Consider the following 16,027-nt stretch of genomic DNA (forward strand, 5'->3'; position numbering starts at 1 on the left):
GAGCCGTCCAGCCAGGTTCCGGCCGGCCGTGCGGTCCCCTCGGCGCCCGGCCGTCCGGCCGGGCCCGGGCGGGGCTCTCGGCGACCGGGGCGCCGCTCCCGCAGGCCGGCCGGCCGGGTTCGCCGGGTCGGTCAGGTCCCATCAGGTCCGTCGGTGCGGCGGGTGCCGTCCACGCCGGGCTCCGCGGGCCCGGGTCGCACCGGTTGCGGCTCGCCGGTCGGGCCGCTCGCCCCGGCGGGCGCCAGTGCCGCGCCCTCCCAGGACAGCACCTTCCAGCCGTCGGCCGGGGAGCCCTCCAGGACGACCACGGCGGTGTTCTCCAGCGGGTGGTCGGCGACGAAGGGGACGTCGACGTTGTGCGCGCGGGCCGCCGTCCACATGCGGATCGCGGCACCGTGGCTGACCAGGACGACCGTCCCGGTGGCAGCGTCGGCGGCCTCCTCGACCACAGCGTCGAACCGGGCCAGCGCCTCGGCGCCGGTCTCCGCGCCCGGCATGCGCAGCGCCGTGTCGCCGCCCGCCCACGCGAACACCGTCCTCATGTACGCGAGGCCCGGTTCGGTGTCGCCGGGCAGCATCTCCAGGTCGCCAGCGGCCAGCTCGCGGAGGCCGTCCCGGATCCGGACGTCCAGGCCGCGGGCGGCGGCCAGCGGGGCGGCCGTCAGCTGGGTGCGGACCAGGGTGGAGACGTACACGGCCTCGATGTCCTCGTCGGCGAGCGCCATCGGCAGGGCGGCGGCCTGCCGCTGCCCGAGGGGGGTCAGACCCGCTCCGGGCACCGTGGTGTCGAGCAGTCCCTCGACGTTGGAGGGGGTCTGACCGTGCCTGACCAGGAGCAGACGCATACCGGTTTCCTCTCCGTTCCTCCCGCTGAGCGCCCCGCCCGGAGGCGGGAAACGACCGGTCCAGGCTACCCGGCGTCCCCTGGCCCCAAGCGTCCCCCGTTGTTCCGCGGCCCGGCCGGTACACCGAGCGGGCCCTCCCCCATCCCCCTTCACCGGCTCGCCTTTCACCCACCCGCTTGTCCGTATCCTGAAACGTGGGTCTCACCATTCGAGTGGCGCGCGTACGGTGATGCGTACCGCCGACCGGGGCCGCGGGTCCCGGCGGGCCGGTACGGAGCGACGACGCGAAGGAGCAGGACCATGCCGACACCGCGGGAGACCGCCGTCTACACCCACGGGCACCACGAGTCGGTGCTGCGGTCGCACACCTGGCGGACTGCGGCCAACTCCGCGGCGTACCTGCTCGGTTCGATCAAGCCCCACATGAAGATCCTGGACATCGGCTGCGGCCCGGGGACGATCACCGCCGATCTGGCGGCACTGGTCCCGGACGGGCAGGTCACCGGCGTCGACCAGGCACCCGGCATCCTGGACCAGGCCCGGGCCACGGCCACCGAACGCGGACTGGCCAACGTCGACTTCGCGGTCGCCGACGTCCACGCCCTGGACCATCCGGACGACACGTTCTGCGTGGTCCACGCCCACCAGGTGCTCCAGCACGTCGGCGACCCGGTGCAGGCGCTGCGCGAGATGCACCGGGTGACCGCTCCCGGCGGCTTCATCGCCGTCCGCGACGCGGACTACGCGGCGATGACCTGGTACCCGCAGCTGCCCGGCCTGGACGACTGGCTGGACCTGTACCGGCGGGTGGCCCGTGCCAACGGCGGCGAGCCGGACGCCGGGCGGCGCCTGAAGTCCTGGGCACGGGCCGCGGGGCTGCGGGACATCACGGCCGGTTCCGGGACCTGGACGTTCGCCGCACCCGAGGAGCGGGCGTGGTGGAGCGGGCTGTGGGCGGAGCGGACCGTGGCCTCGTCGTACGCCGAGCGAGCCGTCCGGGGCGGCCACGCGACGGCCGGGCAACTGCGCGCCGTGGCCGATGCCTGGCGGGACTGGGGAGCGCGGGAGGACGCCTGGTTCGCGGTGCTGCACGGGGAAATCCTGTGCCGCAAGGACGCCTGATCCGCGGCTACCGGGAAACCCGGCGCGCAGGAGGTGCCCCTGATGATTCCCATCCTGCTGGTCCTGCTTGTGGTACTGATCCTGTTCGGCATCGGATTCGTGGTGAAACTGCTCTGGTGGATCGCGCTTGCGTTGCTGGTCGTCTGGCTGCTGGGCCTCCTGGTCCGCGGCCTGCTCCACACGGGAGGCCACGACCCCGGCCGCCGGCACCGTTGGTGATGTCCGGCGCGTTCCCGTCCGTCGTACCGCCCCGCCGGGGAATCGGCGGGCACGCCGCGGCCGGGGCGGGCCGGCGCACGTCGACGGACCGGCCGGCCTACATCGGCGCGCGGGCCGGCCCGCACCGGCACCCGGCCCGCCCGCCTCGCCGCTCCGGCCCAGGCCCGCCCACGTCGTCCCTCCGGCCCAGGCCCGTCCGCCTGTCCCGCCTCACCCCCCTCGTCCCGCCGCTCCGCCCCCGTCCCGCTCAGCCCGGGACCGTCTCCCGGGCCAGCAGCCGGGCCGCCGTCGCGATCGCCTGGGCGTCGATGCCGGCGGCGTGCAGCTGCTCGTCGGACTCGGCCGATCCCGGCATCGTGCGCACCGCCAGCCGGACCAGGCGGGGCACCGCCCTGCCGTCGAGGAAGGCGTCGAGCACCGCGTCCCCGATGCCGCCCTCCTCGTGGTGGTCCTCCACGGTGAGCAGGCAGCCGGTCTCCTCGGCGGCCAGGCGCAGGGTCGGCCGGTCGACGGGCTTGACGGAGTACAGATCGACGACCCGGATCGCGATGTCCTCGCCCGCCAGCTGGTCGGCGGCGGCCAGCGCCTCGGGCAGGGTGACGCCCGCGGCCACCACGGTCAGCCGGTCCGCGGCGGAGGAGCGCAGCACCTTGCTGCCGCCGATCGGGAAGTCCTCGTCGGGGTCGTAGACGACCGGGCCCGCGCCGCGCGAGGTGCGCAGATAGCGGACGCCGGGCAGACCGGCCATGGCGGCGACCAGCTTGGCGGTCTGGTTGGCGTCGCACGGGTACAGCACGGTCGAGCCGTACACGGTCCGGAACATCGCCAGATCCTCCAGGCCCATCTGGGAGGGCCCGTCCTGACCGATCGAGACGCCCGCGTGCGAGCCGATCAGATTGATGCCGGAGCCGCCGATCGACGCCATGCGCACGAAGTCGAAGGCGCGCGTGAAGAACGCCGCGAACGTCGAGGCGAACGGTACCCAGCCGCGCACCGCCATGCCCACCGCGGCGGCGACCAGCTGCTGTTCGGCGATGTAGCACTCGAAGAACCGGTCGGGGTGCGCCTTGGCGAAGAACTCGGTACGGGTGGAGTCGCCGACCTCGCCGTCCAGGGCGACGACGTCCCCGCGGGCGGTGCCCAGCGCGGCGAGCGCCTCGCCGAACGCGTCCCGGGTGGCGATCCGGTCGCCCCGCGCGTACCGGGGCAGTTCCAGCACCTCCGTCGGGACGAAGCGCGAGGGGCGGGCGGTGCGTGGCTCGTGCACCTGTACCCGCAGGTCACGCTGGCCGCCCAGCTCGGCGACGGCCTCCTCCGGGTCGGGCAGCGGCTTGCCGTGCAGGCCCTCGCGGTCCTGGACGGAGGCGACGCCCTTGCCCTTGAGGGTGCGGGCGAGGATCACGGTGGGCTGTCCGCTGGTGGCCTCGGCCTCGGTGAAGGCACGGTCGACGGCCTCCACGTCGTGGCCGTCGACCTCCACCGTGTGCCAGCCGAAGGCGCTGAACCGGCGGGCGTAGGCGTCGAGGTCGTGGCCGTGCCGGGTCGGCCCGCGCTGGCCGAGCCGGTTGACGTCCACGATCGCCGTGAGGTTGTCCAGGTGCTCGTACGCCGCGTGTTCCGCGGCCTCCCAGATGGAGCCCTCGGCGAGTTCGCTGTCCCCGCACAGCACCCAGACGCGGTAGCCGGTGCGGTCCAGCCGCTTGCCGGCCAGCGCGATGCCGACGCCCACCGGCAGCCCCTGGCCGAGCGAGCCGGTGGCCGTCTCCACCCACGGCAGCCGCCGCGGGGTGGGGTGGCCCTCCAGGCGGCTGCCGAGCGCACGGAAGGTCAGCAGTTCGGCGTCGTCGACGAAGCCGGCCGCCTTGTACGCGGCGTACAGCAGGGGCGAGGCGTGTCCCTTGGACAGCACGAAGCGGTCGTTGGCGGGATGGGCGGGACGCTCGAAGTCGTAGTGCAGATGGCGGTCGAGCAGCACCGCCATCAGCTCCGCGGCGGACATCGAGGAGGTGGGGTGCCCGGAGTCGGCCGCGGCGGCGGCGCGCACGCTGTCCACCCTCAGCTGCTGGGCCAGCTCGGTGAGTTCGGCGGTGTTCATGGGGCTCCTTCGGTGGAGGTGTCGGGGCCGGGGGCGGAATGGCTCCCGGTGCTCGGCCCGGGTCCGCCCGGCACCCGGGCCAGTTCGGGGGAGGAGGTGTCCAGCGGCACCGACCAGGAGCGCACCAGCCCCAACTGGACGGCCTGCGGAGGCAGTACGGTGTCCAGGAGCCAGTCGGCCGCGACCCGGACCCGGTTGCCGGGCATCGCCGCCAGGTGGTAGCCGCGGGTGACCGCCGCGGCCGGGAGGCCGGAGAGCGGCACGCCGAGCGGGTCGGCGGCGGCCCGGGTCCCCCCGAGGTCCACGACGAAGCCCAGGTCGCGATGGCGGTAGGGGCGGCGCTGTCCGACGCCGAACGAGGCGGCCACGTTGCCGGCGGCGACCGCGCCCTGCCGCCAGGCGTGCTGGGCGGTCATCGGCGTGAGTTCACCGGGCCGTTCCAGGTCGGGCACCGCTGCCGCGTCGCCGCACGCGAAGACGTCCGGCTGCCCGGGCACCTGCAGATGGGGATCGACGATCAGCCGGCCACGCTCCAGCGGGCGGCCGACGTCCTTGACCAGCGGATCGGGCCGGACACCCACGCACCACACCAGCGTGCGGGTCTCGACGAACTCGCCGTCGGTGAGCCGGACCCCGTCGTGCGTGGCCTCCTGCACGGAGGTACCCATGCGGACGTCGACGCCCCGTCGGCGCAGCACGCGGTCGGCGGTGCGCGAGAGGTGCTCGTCCAGTTCGGGCAGCACCCGCGGCGCGATGTCCAGCAGCAGCCAGCGGGGCTGCACCCCGTCCGGCAGTGCCTGTCTGCGGGCCAGCTCCGCGGTGGACCGCTGCATGTGCGCGGCCACCTCGGTGCCGGTGTAACCGGCGCCGACCACGACGAACGTGCAGCGTGCCGCGGCGCCGCGCGGGTCGTCGTCGGCGGCCAGCTCCAGTTGCCGGGTGACGTGGTCACGCAGGTACAGCGCCTCGGGCAGGCCGCGGAAACCGTGCGCGTACTCGGCGACACCGGGCACCGGCAGCAGTTTGTTGACGCTGCCGACGGCGAGCACGAGCCGGTCGTAGCCGAGGGTGGCGGTCCGGCCCTCGGGGTCGGTGTAGCGCACGGCCCGCCCGGCGAGGTCGATGCGGTCGGCGACGCCGAGCACCAGGCGCACACCGCGCAGGGTGCGGGTGAGCGAGACGGTGACACGGCGCGGCTCCAGGATGCCCGCGGAGACCTGTGGCAGCAGGGGCAGGTACAGGAAGTAGTCGGTCGCGTTCAGCAGGGTGACGTCGGCGTGATGTCCGATGCGCCGGGACAGCGTGCGGGCCGCACGGTACCCGGCGAATCCGGCACCGACGATCACGATGCGGGGTCGGCTCACGGGGGCCTCCAGCAGTGCGACGGGTCCGAGACCTCCGCGTCCCCCCGAGCGCCGCACTCAAAACGGGAAATGTCCGGCTGGCGGGCCGGTGATCACGGCACCTGCCGGGCGGGATCGCCCGCCGGAGCCGACCTGCCGGCGACACGCCTCGGACGACTCGGACACCACGGACAGCACGAACACCGCCCCCGACGGGCACCGGCCGACCAGCAACCCGCCCCAGACACCACCCAACAGGCACCGGGCGGCGCCGTTCACCCGGCCGACGGCGTGCCCGGCCGGGCACGCCGTCCGAGCGTCTTGCGGGCGACCTGGCGGGGTACGGTGCGTGATCGGAGGAAGCGATCTCATCGGCCGGGCGGTCCAACTAGGCTCGTGACCATGGAGATTCTGGGCGCCTCACTGCGTATCTGCGTCGACGACCTCGACACCGCGATCCCCTTCTACGAACGTCTCGCGGGCGGCAGGGCCATGCGGTCCGAACGCGGTGGCGTCCAGGTCGCCGCGGTCGGTTCCTTTCTTCTGATGAGCGGCCCCGAGGCCGAGCTGGAGCTGCTGCGCAAGGTGACCGCGACCATCGCCGTCAAGGACGTGGACGAGGCCCAACGGCTGCTCACGGACCTCGGCGCACACGTCCTGGCGGGTCCGGTGCCGACACCGGCGGGCAGCATGCTGCTCGCGATGCACCCCGACGGTTCGGTGTTCGAGTACGTCGACCACCGGAGCTGACCCGACCGCCCCGCCGCCCGCGCCGCGGCGGCGGCTCAGGGCGTGGCGGGCCGCATGCGGAAGTCGTAGCGGGCGGGCAGCGGCTCGTCGGCGAGGCGGGACCAGAGCACGCCGATGGTCTCCGCCCCCTCCCTCAGGTCGGCCACCTCGAAGCCCGCGTCGAAGACGGCGCGGGCCTCGGCGGGCCGGCCCTCGGCGAGCAGCAGCCCGGCCTCCAGGAGCCGGAACCGGCCGCGCCGCCGGGTCGCCGGGTGCAGCCGCTGCCACACGGCACGGGCCTCGGCGACGCGCCCCGCCGCCAGCAGCGCCTCCAGGGCCTCACGGCCGAGCGCGGCGGTGGCGGCGGTCCACGACGGACCGTCGTCGCGCCGCTCCCGGCACAGGTCGTCGAAGGCATCGGCGTACCGGTCGGCGGCCCGCTCGTGGTGGCCGGACTCCTGGTCGGCGACGGCGAGGCAGCGCAGCAGCGGCCAGCCGGAGGAGGCGAGCGGCAGGGCCCGCTCCCAGCTGCGCACCGCCTGCGCCCGGTCGCCTGCGTGCCACTGGGCGATGCCGAGGTGGTACTCGCTGAGCGGGGTGGCGGGCGCGTTCTCCAGCAGGTCCCGCCAGTGCGCGGCGACGAGGGTGGGGTGCGGTGGCCGCACCCGCAGCGGCTCGGGGAAGGAGCCGGTGCGCAGCAGGTCCAGCCAGGGCGCCTGGGCCTCGCCGAGAGTGGACTCCTCGAAGGGCGTGCCGGGCAGTTTCCACCCGCCGGACAGCACTTCGAGCGCGCCCCAGCCGGAGCCGGTGGCCAGGATCTCGCCGGGGGCGGTGTCGGCGCACGGCCGCCAGGCGGCGTAGGCGGCTTCGACGTCGGCCCGTGGCAGCAGGGTCTCCAGCCGTTCCTCCGCGCCGCTCGTCACCGCGGGCCACGCTCCGTCGGACGGCGCGTCCAGCGGTCCGTACGCCTCCAGCCAGGACACCTCGCCCGCCGCCTCCAGGCGGACGTGTTCCAGCTGGGTGCGGGCGAGCCCGGCCTGGATCTCGCAGTAGCCGCCGGTGCCGGGTTCGGTCAGCCACTGCTGCCAGCGGCGGCCACCGGGCTGGGTGCCCCACACGAACAGCTTGCGCCCGCGCAGTACGTCGGTCGAGGTCTGCACCAGCCCGTGCCCGTCGGCGTCGAGCGCGGCGATCCAGCGGCGGCGGCCGTCGGGGACCTCGTAGAAGAAGTCGGCGGCGTGCGGGCTGTTCAGCGGGTACGTCCGGTCACTCCCCTCGTACGAGGGCACGGGCACCCGGCGCAGGCGGCGCTCGTAGCCGAAGTACCAGGCTTCGTCGGCGGGGGCGAGCACCCGGCACTCCTCGGGCACGGCGATGTTGGACCACCAGTAGAGAGGCGCGGGCCGCTCGTGCGGGTTGCGGACGCGCACGCCGACGTAGAGGAAGTCGGAGCCGTCCGGCAGCCACAGGTCCACCTGGAAGGGCAGGTCGCGCAGCCGCTCCCATTCCCACAGCCGCAGCATCTCCCCGCCGTCCGGGGCGGCGACCCGGGCGGCGTGCAGGGGCGCGCAGGACAGGGTGGTGTGGCCGGTGGCGCCGATGTTCCACTCGATGCCACCGGAGTACCAGGCGTCGTTGAGGGCGAAGTTGGCGGGCTGGAACACCGGGTTGCGGTAGAGGAGTTCACGGCCGGTCGGCAGGTGGACCAGGGAGGCGACGCGGCCGCCGAGGCCGGGCAGGACGGTGGCGCGCAGCCGGTCGTTCTCGATCACGAGCGCGTCGGTCTCGCGCGGTGCGCGCGCCCGCTCGTAGCCGTCCCTGACGGGGACCGGCAGCAGGCTGTGCAGCGGCTCGTAGCCGATCTGCCGGGCCATGTCGCGGGGCATCTCGTCGCGGTCCCGGTCCTCGATGCGGTGCATCTCGTCGAGGGGGCGCATCGGGGGCAGCGGGTTGTCCTCGCCCAGTTCCGCGGCGGGCAGCGTCAGTACCTCACGTCGGATCGTCGTCACGATCACCATGGAACCGGGCCGGACGCGAGCCGACCAGGGGCGCTGCCGGTCAGGATTGCGCAAAGGCGGCGAGCAGGGCGCCGGGCCCGGCCCGGAGGCCGGCGGCCCTCTTGCCGGGCCGCGGAGGACATGACGGGGTGCCGGGCGCCGTGAAATTCCGCATGCGGTCGGAGTCGGCCGACGTAGAGTCGGTCGTCCACCGGAGCACATGAGGGACGGAACGGCACATGAGCGAGCAGCACACCTACCGGGTCATCGTCCGGGGCACCTGGGCGGAGCTGACCGAGCAGTCCCGGGACCGGCTGCTGGCCGAGGCCGCCCAACACGGCATGGCCAGCATGCGGTTCACCGAGGAGGGGTCGCTGTCGTACGAGGCACGGCCGCTGAAGCACTTCTCGTTGCGGTACGTGGTGGTCTCGGACGCGGCCGACGGGGAGGAGATGGCGGCGGCGCTCGCGGAGGAGCGCGCCGAAGCCCACCTGACCGGTCTCGGCCACGGCTTCACGGGCCTGAAGTCGACCGTCACGGACCTGGACACCATGAAGATCAACCGGAAGTCCGCGTCTCGGCGGTGATCGCCCAGCGCTCGTGGTCCCGCCAGGCCCCGTCAATGAAGATCATCTTCGGGGAGAAGCCCTCCAGGCGGAATCCGGCGCCACGGGCGAGGGCGATGGAGGCGGCGTTGCCCGGCTGGACATTGATCTCCAGCCGGTGCAGCCGCAGCGGCCCGAACGCGTACCCGATCACGAGGTCGAGCCCTTCGCGCATCAGCCCGCGCCCGGCCGCGTGCGCGAAGGCGCCGTAGCCGAGGGCACCGCACTGGAAGCCGCCCTCGACGATGTTGTTGATGTTGATGAAACCGGCGATGTCCCCGCCGTCCCGCTCGCAGACCAGGAACCCCGCTCTGGCCGGGTCCTCGATCAGCACGCCCGCGTACGCGGCGTAGGCGGCATCGGTGACCGGCGGGAACAGCCAGGGATGGTGCAGGTCCTTGCTCTCCCGGGCCCGGGTGGTGAACTCCGGCCCGTCACCGTAGGTGAAGTGCCGTATGCCCACCCGGGGCCCCTCGGCGAGAAAACGAGACACGGTATGCGGCATCCAGCCACCCTACGCCGTGCCGGGCCCCCGGACCCCGGGGGCCGACGACGGTCCCCGGCCCGCACTCCGCCCTCCTGGCGGACGGTGCCTCGTGCAGCGCGCCGCCCGGCCGTCCACCCCGGTCAGCGCAGGGCCGGTTCGTCGAGCGTCAGGGTGCCCGCGTCGGCGTCCAGTTCGGCCGCCACGCCGAACGGGACCGTCAACGCCCCGTCGCAGTGTCCGAAGCCGATCTCCTCCAGGACGGGGACGCCGAGACCGCCGAGGCGGTCGGCGAACACCGCGCGCAGTTCCTCGTACGGACCGCACCTGGCCCAGGATCCGAGCCCGACGCCCGCCACGCCGTCCAGCCGTCCGGCGCGCAGGAGTTGGGTCAGCAGCCGGTCGACGCGGTACGGCTGCTCGCCCACGTCCTCCAGCAGCAACAGCCCGCCCCGGGCGACCGGCGGGGCGAACGGTGTGCCGAGGTCGGTGGCGAGCAGGCTCAGGCAGCCGCCCAGGGTGATCCCGCGAGCCCTGCCCGGCACCAGCGCCGGGCCGCCGGCGGTGACGGTGCGGACCGTCTCCGGAGCGAACAGGGTCGCCCGGAGGTGTTCCTGCGCCCGCGGGTTCTTGATGAAGTCGATGCCCGCCGCGGCCGGCCCGTACAGCGTGACCAGGCCCAGCCGGTCGGCGAAGGCCCGGTGCAGCACGGTGACGTCGCTGAAGCCGACCAGCACCTTCGGGCCGGCCGCCCGCAGCGCGTCCCAGTCGAGCAGGTCGACGATGCGCTGGGCGCCGTAGCCGCCGCGGGCGCACAGCACCGCGGCCACGTCCGGATCGCACCAGGCCCGCTGAAGGTCGGCGGCCCGGTCGGCGTCCGTGCCCGCCAGGTGACCCAACTCGGCGTGCCGGTCCGGCACGTGGGGCTGCACGACCGGATCGAGGTCCCAGCCGCGCAGCACGTCGAGCCCCGCCTCCAGGCGGTCGGCTTCCACCGGCCCGCTCGGGGCGATGACCGCGACCCGCGCCCCGGGGGCGAGCCGCGGCGGCCGGACGAGCTCCCTCATCCGTTCAGCTCCAGCGTGCGGATCCCGGGCACGTCCATCCCGAACGTCTGGGCGTACAGGGAGAGTTCGGCCTCCAGGGCGCGCACCATCGTCTCCGCCCTGCGGAAGCCGTGCCCCTCTCCCTCGAAGGTGAGGTAGGCGTGCGGCACGCCGCGCCCCGCGATCCGGGCGAGAAAGCGTTCGCACTGGACGGGCGGGCAGATCACGTCGTCCAGGCCCTGCAGCAGCAGGAAGGGCGCGGAGACCTTGTCGGCGTGCTCGGTCGGCGACCGGTCCGCGTACCGTTCGGGGACCTCGGCGAACGGCCCGACCAGGCCCTCCAGGTACCGCGACTCGAAGTCGTGGGTCTCCCCCGTGCCCCAGCCGGTGAGGTCGAGGATGGGGTAGAGGATCGTGCCGCACACGTAGACGTCGGTGCTCGCCAGGGAGGCCGCGCTGGTCCAGCCGCCCGCGCTGCCGCCGCGGATCGCGAGCCGGTCGCGGTCGGCGGTGCCCTCCTGGGCGAGGGCCAGCGCGACGGCGGCGCAGTCCTCGACGTCGACGACGCCCCACTGCTCGCGCAGCCGGTCGCGGTACTCGCGGCCGTATCCGGTCGAGCCGCCGTAGTTGACCTCGGCGACGCCGATGCCCCGGGAGGTGAAGTACGCGATCTCCAGGTCCAGCACCAGCGAGGCCCGGCCGGTGGGGCCGCCGTGCGCCCAGACGACGTACGGCGCCGGCCGGCCGGCGGGCGCCTCGACGCCCGGGTGGTGGGGCGGGTACACGTGGGCGTGCACGTCGCGTCCGCCGGGGCCGGTGAAGGTACGCACCTGCGGTTCGGGGTAGTAGGCCGGGTCGACCGGGTCGGTGTGCCGGGCGGCGACCGCCCGGGCCCGGCCGGTCCGGACCGTCAGCTCGACGATCTCGTACCCGCTGCGCGGACCGGCGCCGACGGTGACGACCCGGTCGCCGTACACCGCGAGCGTCGCCTCGAACTCCGACCAGGGTCCGGCCGCGTCGGCGATCTCGCCGGTCCGCGGGTCGAGCACCCCGAGGGCCTTGGCGCCACGGCCGTGCACGACCGCGATCAGCCCGCTGTCCAGCGGGGCGAACCAGCGGTGGCCGAGCTTCCACAGCGGGCCGCCGAACTCCTCCTCGCGCGGGCACAGCGGTGTGCCGTCGCGGTACAGGTTCCACCAGCCGCTGCGGTCGCTCGCGTACAGCAGGCTGCCGTCGGCCGCCCAGTCGGCCTGGGCGACGGACTCCGCCGGTCCGCCGGCGACCGTCCGGGCCCCGCGCAGGGTGCCGTCGGCCGTGACGTCGGCGACGATCAGCTCCGTGCCGTCCCAGGGCATGCGCGGGTGGTCCCAGGCCAGCCAGGCGGCACGGCGGCCGTCCGGTGACAGCCGTGGGCCGGTCACGAACCGGTGCCGCTGTGCGGTGAGTTCGCGTACGGCACCACGGTCCTCGGCGGCCGAACCGTCCAGCGGCACGGCGGCCGCGACGCGCCGCAGGTCGCCGGGCCCCTCGCCGGTGAACTCCTCCAGCACGCACCACACCTCGCCGCGTTCCAGGTCGATCCGCGGCTCGGCCCAGCGCAGTCCGCCGCCCACCGACGAGAGGGGTGTCAGCGGGCGCGGCTCGCTCCCCGGCTCGTAGCGGTACAGGCGCTGGTCGGCGAAGTTCACGAAGACCACGAGCGGCCCGTCCGCCGGCATCACCGCGGCCCAGGGCCGGCCGCCGTACTCGATGACGCGGCTGCGCACGTTCCAGGGCGCGGGCAGCAGCGACTCCTCCGTGCTCTCCGCCGCCGGCCCGCCGTCGCCCTGCGGCGGAGAGGCCGCGTGCCCCGTCTCCCGGCCACGCCGCCGCACCAGGGTCCGGCGACCGCCCTCGGCCGGCCGCGGCTCGGTCCACCAGACCTCGTCGCCGACGAAGTCCACCCACTCCGGGTGGCCGTCGTGCGCGGCGGCCAGGGCCGCGTCGATGGGCGAGGGCCAGGAGCCGTACGCCATGGTCGTCATGTGATCCCCCATCGTCTATGCCGTCCGCAGGAAGCGGTCGAGGACGCGGACGCCGAAGTGCAGGGCCTCGACCGGCACCCGCTCGTCGACCCCGTGGAACATGGCCGCGTAGTCGTAGCCCTCCGGCAGCTTCAGCGGGGTGAAGCCGTAGCCGGTGATGCCGAGCCGGGAGAACTGCTTGGCGTCCGTGCCGCCCGACATGCAGAACGGCACCACGTGCCCCTCGGGCGCGAACTCCTCGATGGCGGCCCGCATCCCGGCGAACGTCGGCGAGTCGACCGGCGCCTGGAGGGCGACCTCCCGGTGGTGGAACTCCCAGTCCACGTCCGGCCCGGTCAGCCGGTCCAAAGTGGCGCGGAACTCGTCCTCGCCGTCCGGCAGGTACCGCCCGTCGACGAAGGCGACGGCCTGCGCCGGGATCACGTTCACCTTGTAACCCGCGCCCAGCATGGTCGGGTTGGCGCTGTTGCGGACGGTCGCCTCCACCAGCCCCGCGGCCGGGCCGAGCTTCGTCAGCAGCCCGTCCACACCGCCGGGGGCGTCGAGGTTGGTGTCGATGCCGTACAGGGCGGCGAGTTCGGTGAGCGCGGCCCGCACGGTCGGGGTGAGCCGCAGCGGCCACTCGTGGTCTGCGATGCGGGTGACGGCGGCGGCCAGCCGGCTCACCGCGTTCTCCCGGTTGACCTTGGAGCCGTGTCCGGCCCGGCCGTGCGCGGTCAGTTTCAGCCAGCCCGTGCCGCGCTCACCGGCGGCGATCGGGTAGATCTGGCGGCCGGCGCCGTCGTGGAAGGTGTACGCGCCCGACTCGCTGACGCCCTCGGTGCACCCCTCGAAGAGGTGGGCGTGCCGGTCGGCGAGGTACCCGGAGCCGTCCTCGGCGCTGTCCTCCTCGTCGGCGGTGAAGGCGATGACGACATCGCGCCGCGGACGCAGCCCCTGCCGCGCCCAGGACCGGACCACCGCGAGGATCATCGCGTCCATGTTCTTCATGTCGACCGCGCCCCGGCCCCAGACGACCCCGTCGCGGATCTCGCCGGAGAAGGGGTGCACGCTCCACTCGCCGGCCTGTGCCGGGACGACGTCCAGATGGCCGTGGACCAGCAGGGCCGTGGCCGACGGGTCGGTGCCCGCGACACGGGCGACGACGTTCGTCCGTCCCGGGGTGCGTTCGAGCAGCGCGGGTTCCAGGCCCGCGCCCGCCAGTCGCTCGGCCGTGTACTCGGCGGCGGGCCGTTCCCGGCAGTCGCCGCCGCCCCGGTTGGTGGTGTCGATCCGGATCAGCTCGGAGGTGAACCGGACGACCTCGTCCAGCGCCTGCCCGTCCGCCGCCCTGTGCTGCTCAGCCATACTGTTCCTCCACCGCGGCCGAGGCGATCGTGGTGACCGCCTTGAAGCTGCGGATCGCCTCGTACATGGTGTCGCTGGTGTACGCGACCTTCCGCTCCCCGGTCCGCTCGACGCCCGGCACCACGGTGGCGGCCTGGGCCAGGTGCTCGGCGTCGAACTCCAGCGCGATGGTGAACGGGCCGCCGCGGACCGGTTCGTGGCGCACCGCCAGCGCGGCGGCCTCCTTGGCCGCCGCGTGGATGTCGGCGGCGGTCCTGGCGGGTGTGCGGCACACGGCCGCGTACCGCGACACATGGTCCTTCACCGCGACCTTGAGCGCCTGCGGCGCGTATCCGAGCGCGTCCTCGCAGGCCACGTCGTCCCCGGTGACGAGGACCACGGGCACCCCGTACTCGGCGACGACATGGGCGTTGAGGAGTCCCTCGCTGGCCCGTTCGCCGTTCAGCCACACCCCGGTGATGGAGTTGGCGAGATACGTGTGGGCGAGGACACCCTCCATGCCGGCGCCCGCGTGGTAGCCGACGAAGGCGATGCCGTCCACGTCCCCGTGCTGCACGCCCTCCACCATGGACAGGGACTTGTGGCGTCCGGTGAGCATCTGGGCGCGTTCGTCGAGCTGCTCCAGGAGCAGGTTGCGCATGGTCCAGTGGGCCTCGTTGACGAGGACCTCGTCCGCCCCGCCGTCCAGGAAGCCGCGCACCGCGGCATCCACGTCGGAGGTGAACATCGACCGGCACCGCTCCCACTGCGGTGTCCCCGGCAGCACGTCGGCCGGCCAGGTGACGCCGGTGGCGCCCTCCATGTCCGCACTGATGAGGATCTTCATGCCGCGCACGTTACGCGGTACGGCGCTTACCGGCCATGATCAGCAGGCAGAAAACCGTCGGATCCTCCGGGAACAGCGGTCCTTCACCCCGGGCGGGAACATTCCGGATCCGGCCGACGCTGTTGTCCATACCCCGCCGGGTACCGCGACGTACCCCGTCGGGAGTGACGACGGCCGAGGAAGGGCGTGGGAGTAATGACAGGTCAGGAGCGGTCCGGCCAGGGCGAGGGCGTGTCCCTCGTGACGGGCTGCGGACGGCGGATCGCGGTGAAGTGCCTCCGGCTCGCCTCACCGGAGAATCCCATCAGCCGGGTCACTCTGAACGTCGGCAAGGAACGGTACGGAGAGCCGGGCACCTGGGCCTCGCTGACCGCCGACGAGGCCCGCGGCCTGGCCCACCTCCTGCTCGCCGAGGCGTCCCGCGCGGAGCGGGCCGGCCGGTGAGGGACGGCGGGGCCGGCCGTTGCGCGGATCCGGCACCCGGGGAGCGACCGGACCGCGGGTCAACGGGCCACGCCCCTGTTCCGACGGAACAGGCCGGCGATCGGCCGGCCAGGGTCAGGCCCCCGCCCCCGCCCCCGCCACCAGCCACTTCGACGGCAGCTCGATACGGCTGCCGTCCGGCGCGGACTCGGTGGTGACCAGCGGCAGTTCGCCGCTCGCCAGGACCACCAGCCCCGCCGACCGCAGGTATTCGGGCACCGCATCGTCGGCCACCGCACCGGGGGCGATGCCGTGGCGGAAGATCGGGACGACCTTGGGGGGCGGGCCCGCCGGGCCCTGGGTCAGGCTCCGCAGGACCCCGCCTGCGGTCTCGGACGGTTCGACCAGGAAGACCCGGCCGCGCGCGCCCACCAGGGTGGCTATCCCGTCCGCCAGCGGTTGCCGGTCGTCGGGTTCCGCCTGGTGCAGCACGCCCCGCATGTAGACGTTCGCGTCGCCGAGTTCCCCGTGCAGCGTCTCGGTCTCGCTCTGGTCGACGGCGTTCAGCTGCCGGTACCTCGCCCGGCCCGCGGGGTCGGCGTGCCGGGCGTGCTCCAGGGCCGCCTCGGCTATGTCCACGCCCAGCACCCGCGGGAACCGGCCGGCGAGGAACCGGGACTGGGTGCCGTTGCCGCAGCCCAGGTCCACCAGCGGCAGGGCGGGGTCCGTCAGGTACGGTGCGAACAGGCCGAGGTGGACCGCGGCGGTCAGCGCCGGTTCCGCGTCCCAGAACACCGCCCCCGGCTCGTCGGGCGCCTCACGCCAGAACCCCTCCCAGGCCGCCCGGTGCCGACTCGTCACGCTCATGCCCAACTCCCCAGGATGCGAGGCCCGTCCGCCATGGAAGTGGCGAATTCGTACG

The 16,027-nt window shown here is 74.2% G+C and carries 15 protein-coding genes; 5 read left to right on the top strand and 10 right to left on the bottom strand.

Annotated features, from left to right (window positions below; translation table 11 throughout):
- Positions 1-131: 131 nt before the first annotated feature.
- Positions 132-845 carry a histidine phosphatase family protein gene (locus ACFYPJ_RS21640; protein WP_389019426.1) on the bottom strand — a complete coding sequence of 238 codons (714 nt, stop codon included), beginning with the start codon at positions 843-845 and terminating at the stop codon, positions 132-134.
- 300 nt (positions 846-1,145) lie between these two features.
- Between ACFYPJ_RS21640 and ACFYPJ_RS21645 the strand changes: the two genes are divergently transcribed.
- Both ACFYPJ_RS21645 and ACFYPJ_RS21650 read left to right on the top strand, forming a co-directional pair.
- Positions 1,146-1,967: a class I SAM-dependent methyltransferase gene (locus tag ACFYPJ_RS21645; RefSeq protein ID WP_389019429.1), complete on the top strand. Its 822-nt coding sequence runs from the start codon at positions 1,146-1,148 to the stop codon at positions 1,965-1,967.
- 42 nt (positions 1,968-2,009) lie between these two features.
- Positions 2,010-2,186: a hydrophobic protein gene (locus ACFYPJ_RS21650; RefSeq protein ID WP_389019432.1), complete on the top strand. Its 177-nt coding sequence runs from the start codon at positions 2,010-2,012 to the stop codon at positions 2,184-2,186.
- Positions 2,187-2,433: 247 nt separating this feature from the next.
- Here ACFYPJ_RS21650 and ACFYPJ_RS21655 read toward each other — a convergent pair whose 3' ends face one another.
- Both ACFYPJ_RS21655 and ACFYPJ_RS21660 read right to left on the bottom strand, forming a co-directional pair.
- Complete coding sequence (locus ACFYPJ_RS21655) at positions 2,434-4,281, bottom strand: transketolase (RefSeq protein ID WP_389019435.1); 1,848 nt, start codon at positions 4,279-4,281, stop codon at positions 2,434-2,436.
- Positions 4,278-5,645, bottom strand: a complete 1,368-nt coding sequence (locus ACFYPJ_RS21660) for an NAD(P)/FAD-dependent oxidoreductase (RefSeq protein WP_389019438.1) — start codon at positions 5,643-5,645, stop codon at positions 4,278-4,280. Before ACFYPJ_RS21660 ends, ACFYPJ_RS21655 begins: the two co-directional genes overlap by 4 nt.
- Positions 5,646-6,026: 381 nt before the next feature.
- Between ACFYPJ_RS21660 and ACFYPJ_RS21665 the strand changes: the two genes are divergently transcribed.
- The gene (locus ACFYPJ_RS21665) at positions 6,027-6,374 is read left to right on the top strand and encodes a VOC family protein (protein ID WP_389019440.1); all 348 of its coding nucleotides are present in this window, start codon (positions 6,027-6,029) and stop codon (positions 6,372-6,374) included.
- Between the two features lie 35 nt (positions 6,375-6,409).
- On the opposite strand, the gene ACFYPJ_RS21670 is transcribed toward ACFYPJ_RS21665, so the two are convergent.
- Complete coding sequence (locus ACFYPJ_RS21670) at positions 6,410-8,371, bottom strand: DUF5107 domain-containing protein (RefSeq protein ID WP_389019443.1); 1,962 nt, start codon at positions 8,369-8,371, stop codon at positions 6,410-6,412.
- 218 nt (positions 8,372-8,589) lie between these two features.
- Between ACFYPJ_RS21670 and ACFYPJ_RS21675 the strand changes: the two genes are divergently transcribed.
- Entirely contained in the window at positions 8,590-8,937 is a 348-nt protein-coding gene (locus ACFYPJ_RS21675; protein ID WP_389019446.1) for a DUF6204 family protein, read from the top strand.
- Here ACFYPJ_RS21675 and ACFYPJ_RS21680 read toward each other — a convergent pair.
- From ACFYPJ_RS21680 to ACFYPJ_RS21700, 5 genes are all read right to left on the bottom strand, one after another.
- Positions 8,909-9,460 carry a GNAT family N-acetyltransferase gene (locus tag ACFYPJ_RS21680; RefSeq protein WP_389019448.1) on the bottom strand — a complete coding sequence of 184 codons (552 nt, stop codon included), beginning with the start codon at positions 9,458-9,460 and terminating at the stop codon, positions 8,909-8,911. The genes ACFYPJ_RS21675 and ACFYPJ_RS21680 overlap by 29 nt on opposite strands.
- A 122-nt stretch (positions 9,461-9,582) precedes the next feature.
- Positions 9,583-10,506, bottom strand: coding sequence for an LD-carboxypeptidase (locus ACFYPJ_RS21685; protein WP_389019451.1), 924 nt, complete (start codon positions 10,504-10,506; stop codon positions 9,583-9,585).
- A complete protein-coding gene (locus ACFYPJ_RS21690) occupies positions 10,503-12,509 on the bottom strand; it encodes a prolyl oligopeptidase family serine peptidase (protein WP_389019453.1) in 2,007 nt (668 codons plus the stop codon). Before ACFYPJ_RS21690 ends, ACFYPJ_RS21685 begins: the two co-directional genes overlap by 4 nt.
- Positions 12,510-12,524: 15 nt before the next feature.
- Positions 12,525-13,856, bottom strand: a complete 1,332-nt coding sequence (locus tag ACFYPJ_RS21695; protein ID WP_389019456.1) for a M20/M25/M40 family metallo-hydrolase — start codon at positions 13,854-13,856, stop codon at positions 12,525-12,527.
- Positions 13,849-14,682, bottom strand: a complete 834-nt coding sequence (locus ACFYPJ_RS21700; RefSeq protein WP_389019459.1) for a M55 family metallopeptidase — start codon at positions 14,680-14,682, stop codon at positions 13,849-13,851. Before ACFYPJ_RS21700 ends, ACFYPJ_RS21695 begins: the two co-directional genes overlap by 8 nt.
- A 195-nt stretch (positions 14,683-14,877) precedes the next feature.
- On the opposite strand from ACFYPJ_RS21700, the gene ACFYPJ_RS21705 reads away from it, so the two are divergent.
- Positions 14,878-15,126 carry a hypothetical protein gene (locus tag ACFYPJ_RS21705; RefSeq protein ID WP_389019462.1) on the top strand — a complete coding sequence of 83 codons (249 nt, stop codon included), beginning with the start codon at positions 14,878-14,880 and terminating at the stop codon, positions 15,124-15,126.
- A gap of 114 nt (positions 15,127-15,240) precedes the next feature.
- Here ACFYPJ_RS21705 and ACFYPJ_RS21710 read toward each other — a convergent pair whose 3' ends face one another.
- A complete protein-coding gene (locus ACFYPJ_RS21710; RefSeq protein WP_389019465.1) occupies positions 15,241-15,972 on the bottom strand; it encodes a class I SAM-dependent methyltransferase in 732 nt (243 codons plus the stop codon).
- Between the last annotated feature and the right edge of the window lie 55 nt (positions 15,973-16,027).

It is taken from the genome of Streptomyces sp. NPDC006012, assembly GCF_042871185.1.
Taxonomy (GTDB): Bacteria; Actinomycetota; Actinomycetes; order Streptomycetales; family Streptomycetaceae; genus Streptomyces.

Coding starts and splice junctions, on each gene's coding strand:
- ACFYPJ_RS21640 (WP_389019426.1), bottom strand. CDS start 845: ATGCGTCTGCTCCTGGTCAGGCACGGTCAGACCCCCTCCAACGTCGAG.
- ACFYPJ_RS21645 (WP_389019429.1), top strand. CDS start 1,146: ATGCCGACACCGCGGGAGACCGCCGTCTACACCCACGGGCACCACGAG.
- ACFYPJ_RS21650 (WP_389019432.1), top strand. CDS start 2,010: ATGATTCCCATCCTGCTGGTCCTGCTTGTGGTACTGATCCTGTTCGGC.
- ACFYPJ_RS21655 (WP_389019435.1), bottom strand. CDS start 4,281: ATGAACACCGCCGAACTCACCGAGCTGGCCCAGCAGCTGAGGGTGGAC.
- ACFYPJ_RS21665 (WP_389019440.1), top strand. CDS start 6,027: ATGGAGATTCTGGGCGCCTCACTGCGTATCTGCGTCGACGACCTCGAC.
- ACFYPJ_RS21670 (WP_389019443.1), bottom strand. CDS start 8,371: ATGGTGATCGTGACGACGATCCGACGTGAGGTACTGACGCTGCCCGCC.
- ACFYPJ_RS21675 (WP_389019446.1), top strand. CDS start 8,590: ATGAGCGAGCAGCACACCTACCGGGTCATCGTCCGGGGCACCTGGGCG.
- ACFYPJ_RS21680 (WP_389019448.1), bottom strand. CDS start 9,460: ATGCCGCATACCGTGTCTCGTTTTCTCGCCGAGGGGCCCCGGGTGGGC.
- ACFYPJ_RS21685 (WP_389019451.1), bottom strand. CDS start 10,506: ATGAGGGAGCTCGTCCGGCCGCCGCGGCTCGCCCCCGGGGCGCGGGTC.
- ACFYPJ_RS21690 (WP_389019453.1), bottom strand. CDS start 12,509: ATGACGACCATGGCGTACGGCTCCTGGCCCTCGCCCATCGACGCGGCC.
- ACFYPJ_RS21695 (WP_389019456.1), bottom strand. CDS start 13,856: ATGGCTGAGCAGCACAGGGCGGCGGACGGGCAGGCGCTGGACGAGGTC.
- ACFYPJ_RS21700 (WP_389019459.1), bottom strand. CDS start 14,682: ATGAAGATCCTCATCAGTGCGGACATGGAGGGCGCCACCGGCGTCACC.
- ACFYPJ_RS21705 (WP_389019462.1), top strand. CDS start 14,878: ATGACAGGTCAGGAGCGGTCCGGCCAGGGCGAGGGCGTGTCCCTCGTG.
- ACFYPJ_RS21710 (WP_389019465.1), bottom strand. CDS start 15,972: ATGAGCGTGACGAGTCGGCACCGGGCGGCCTGGGAGGGGTTCTGGCGT.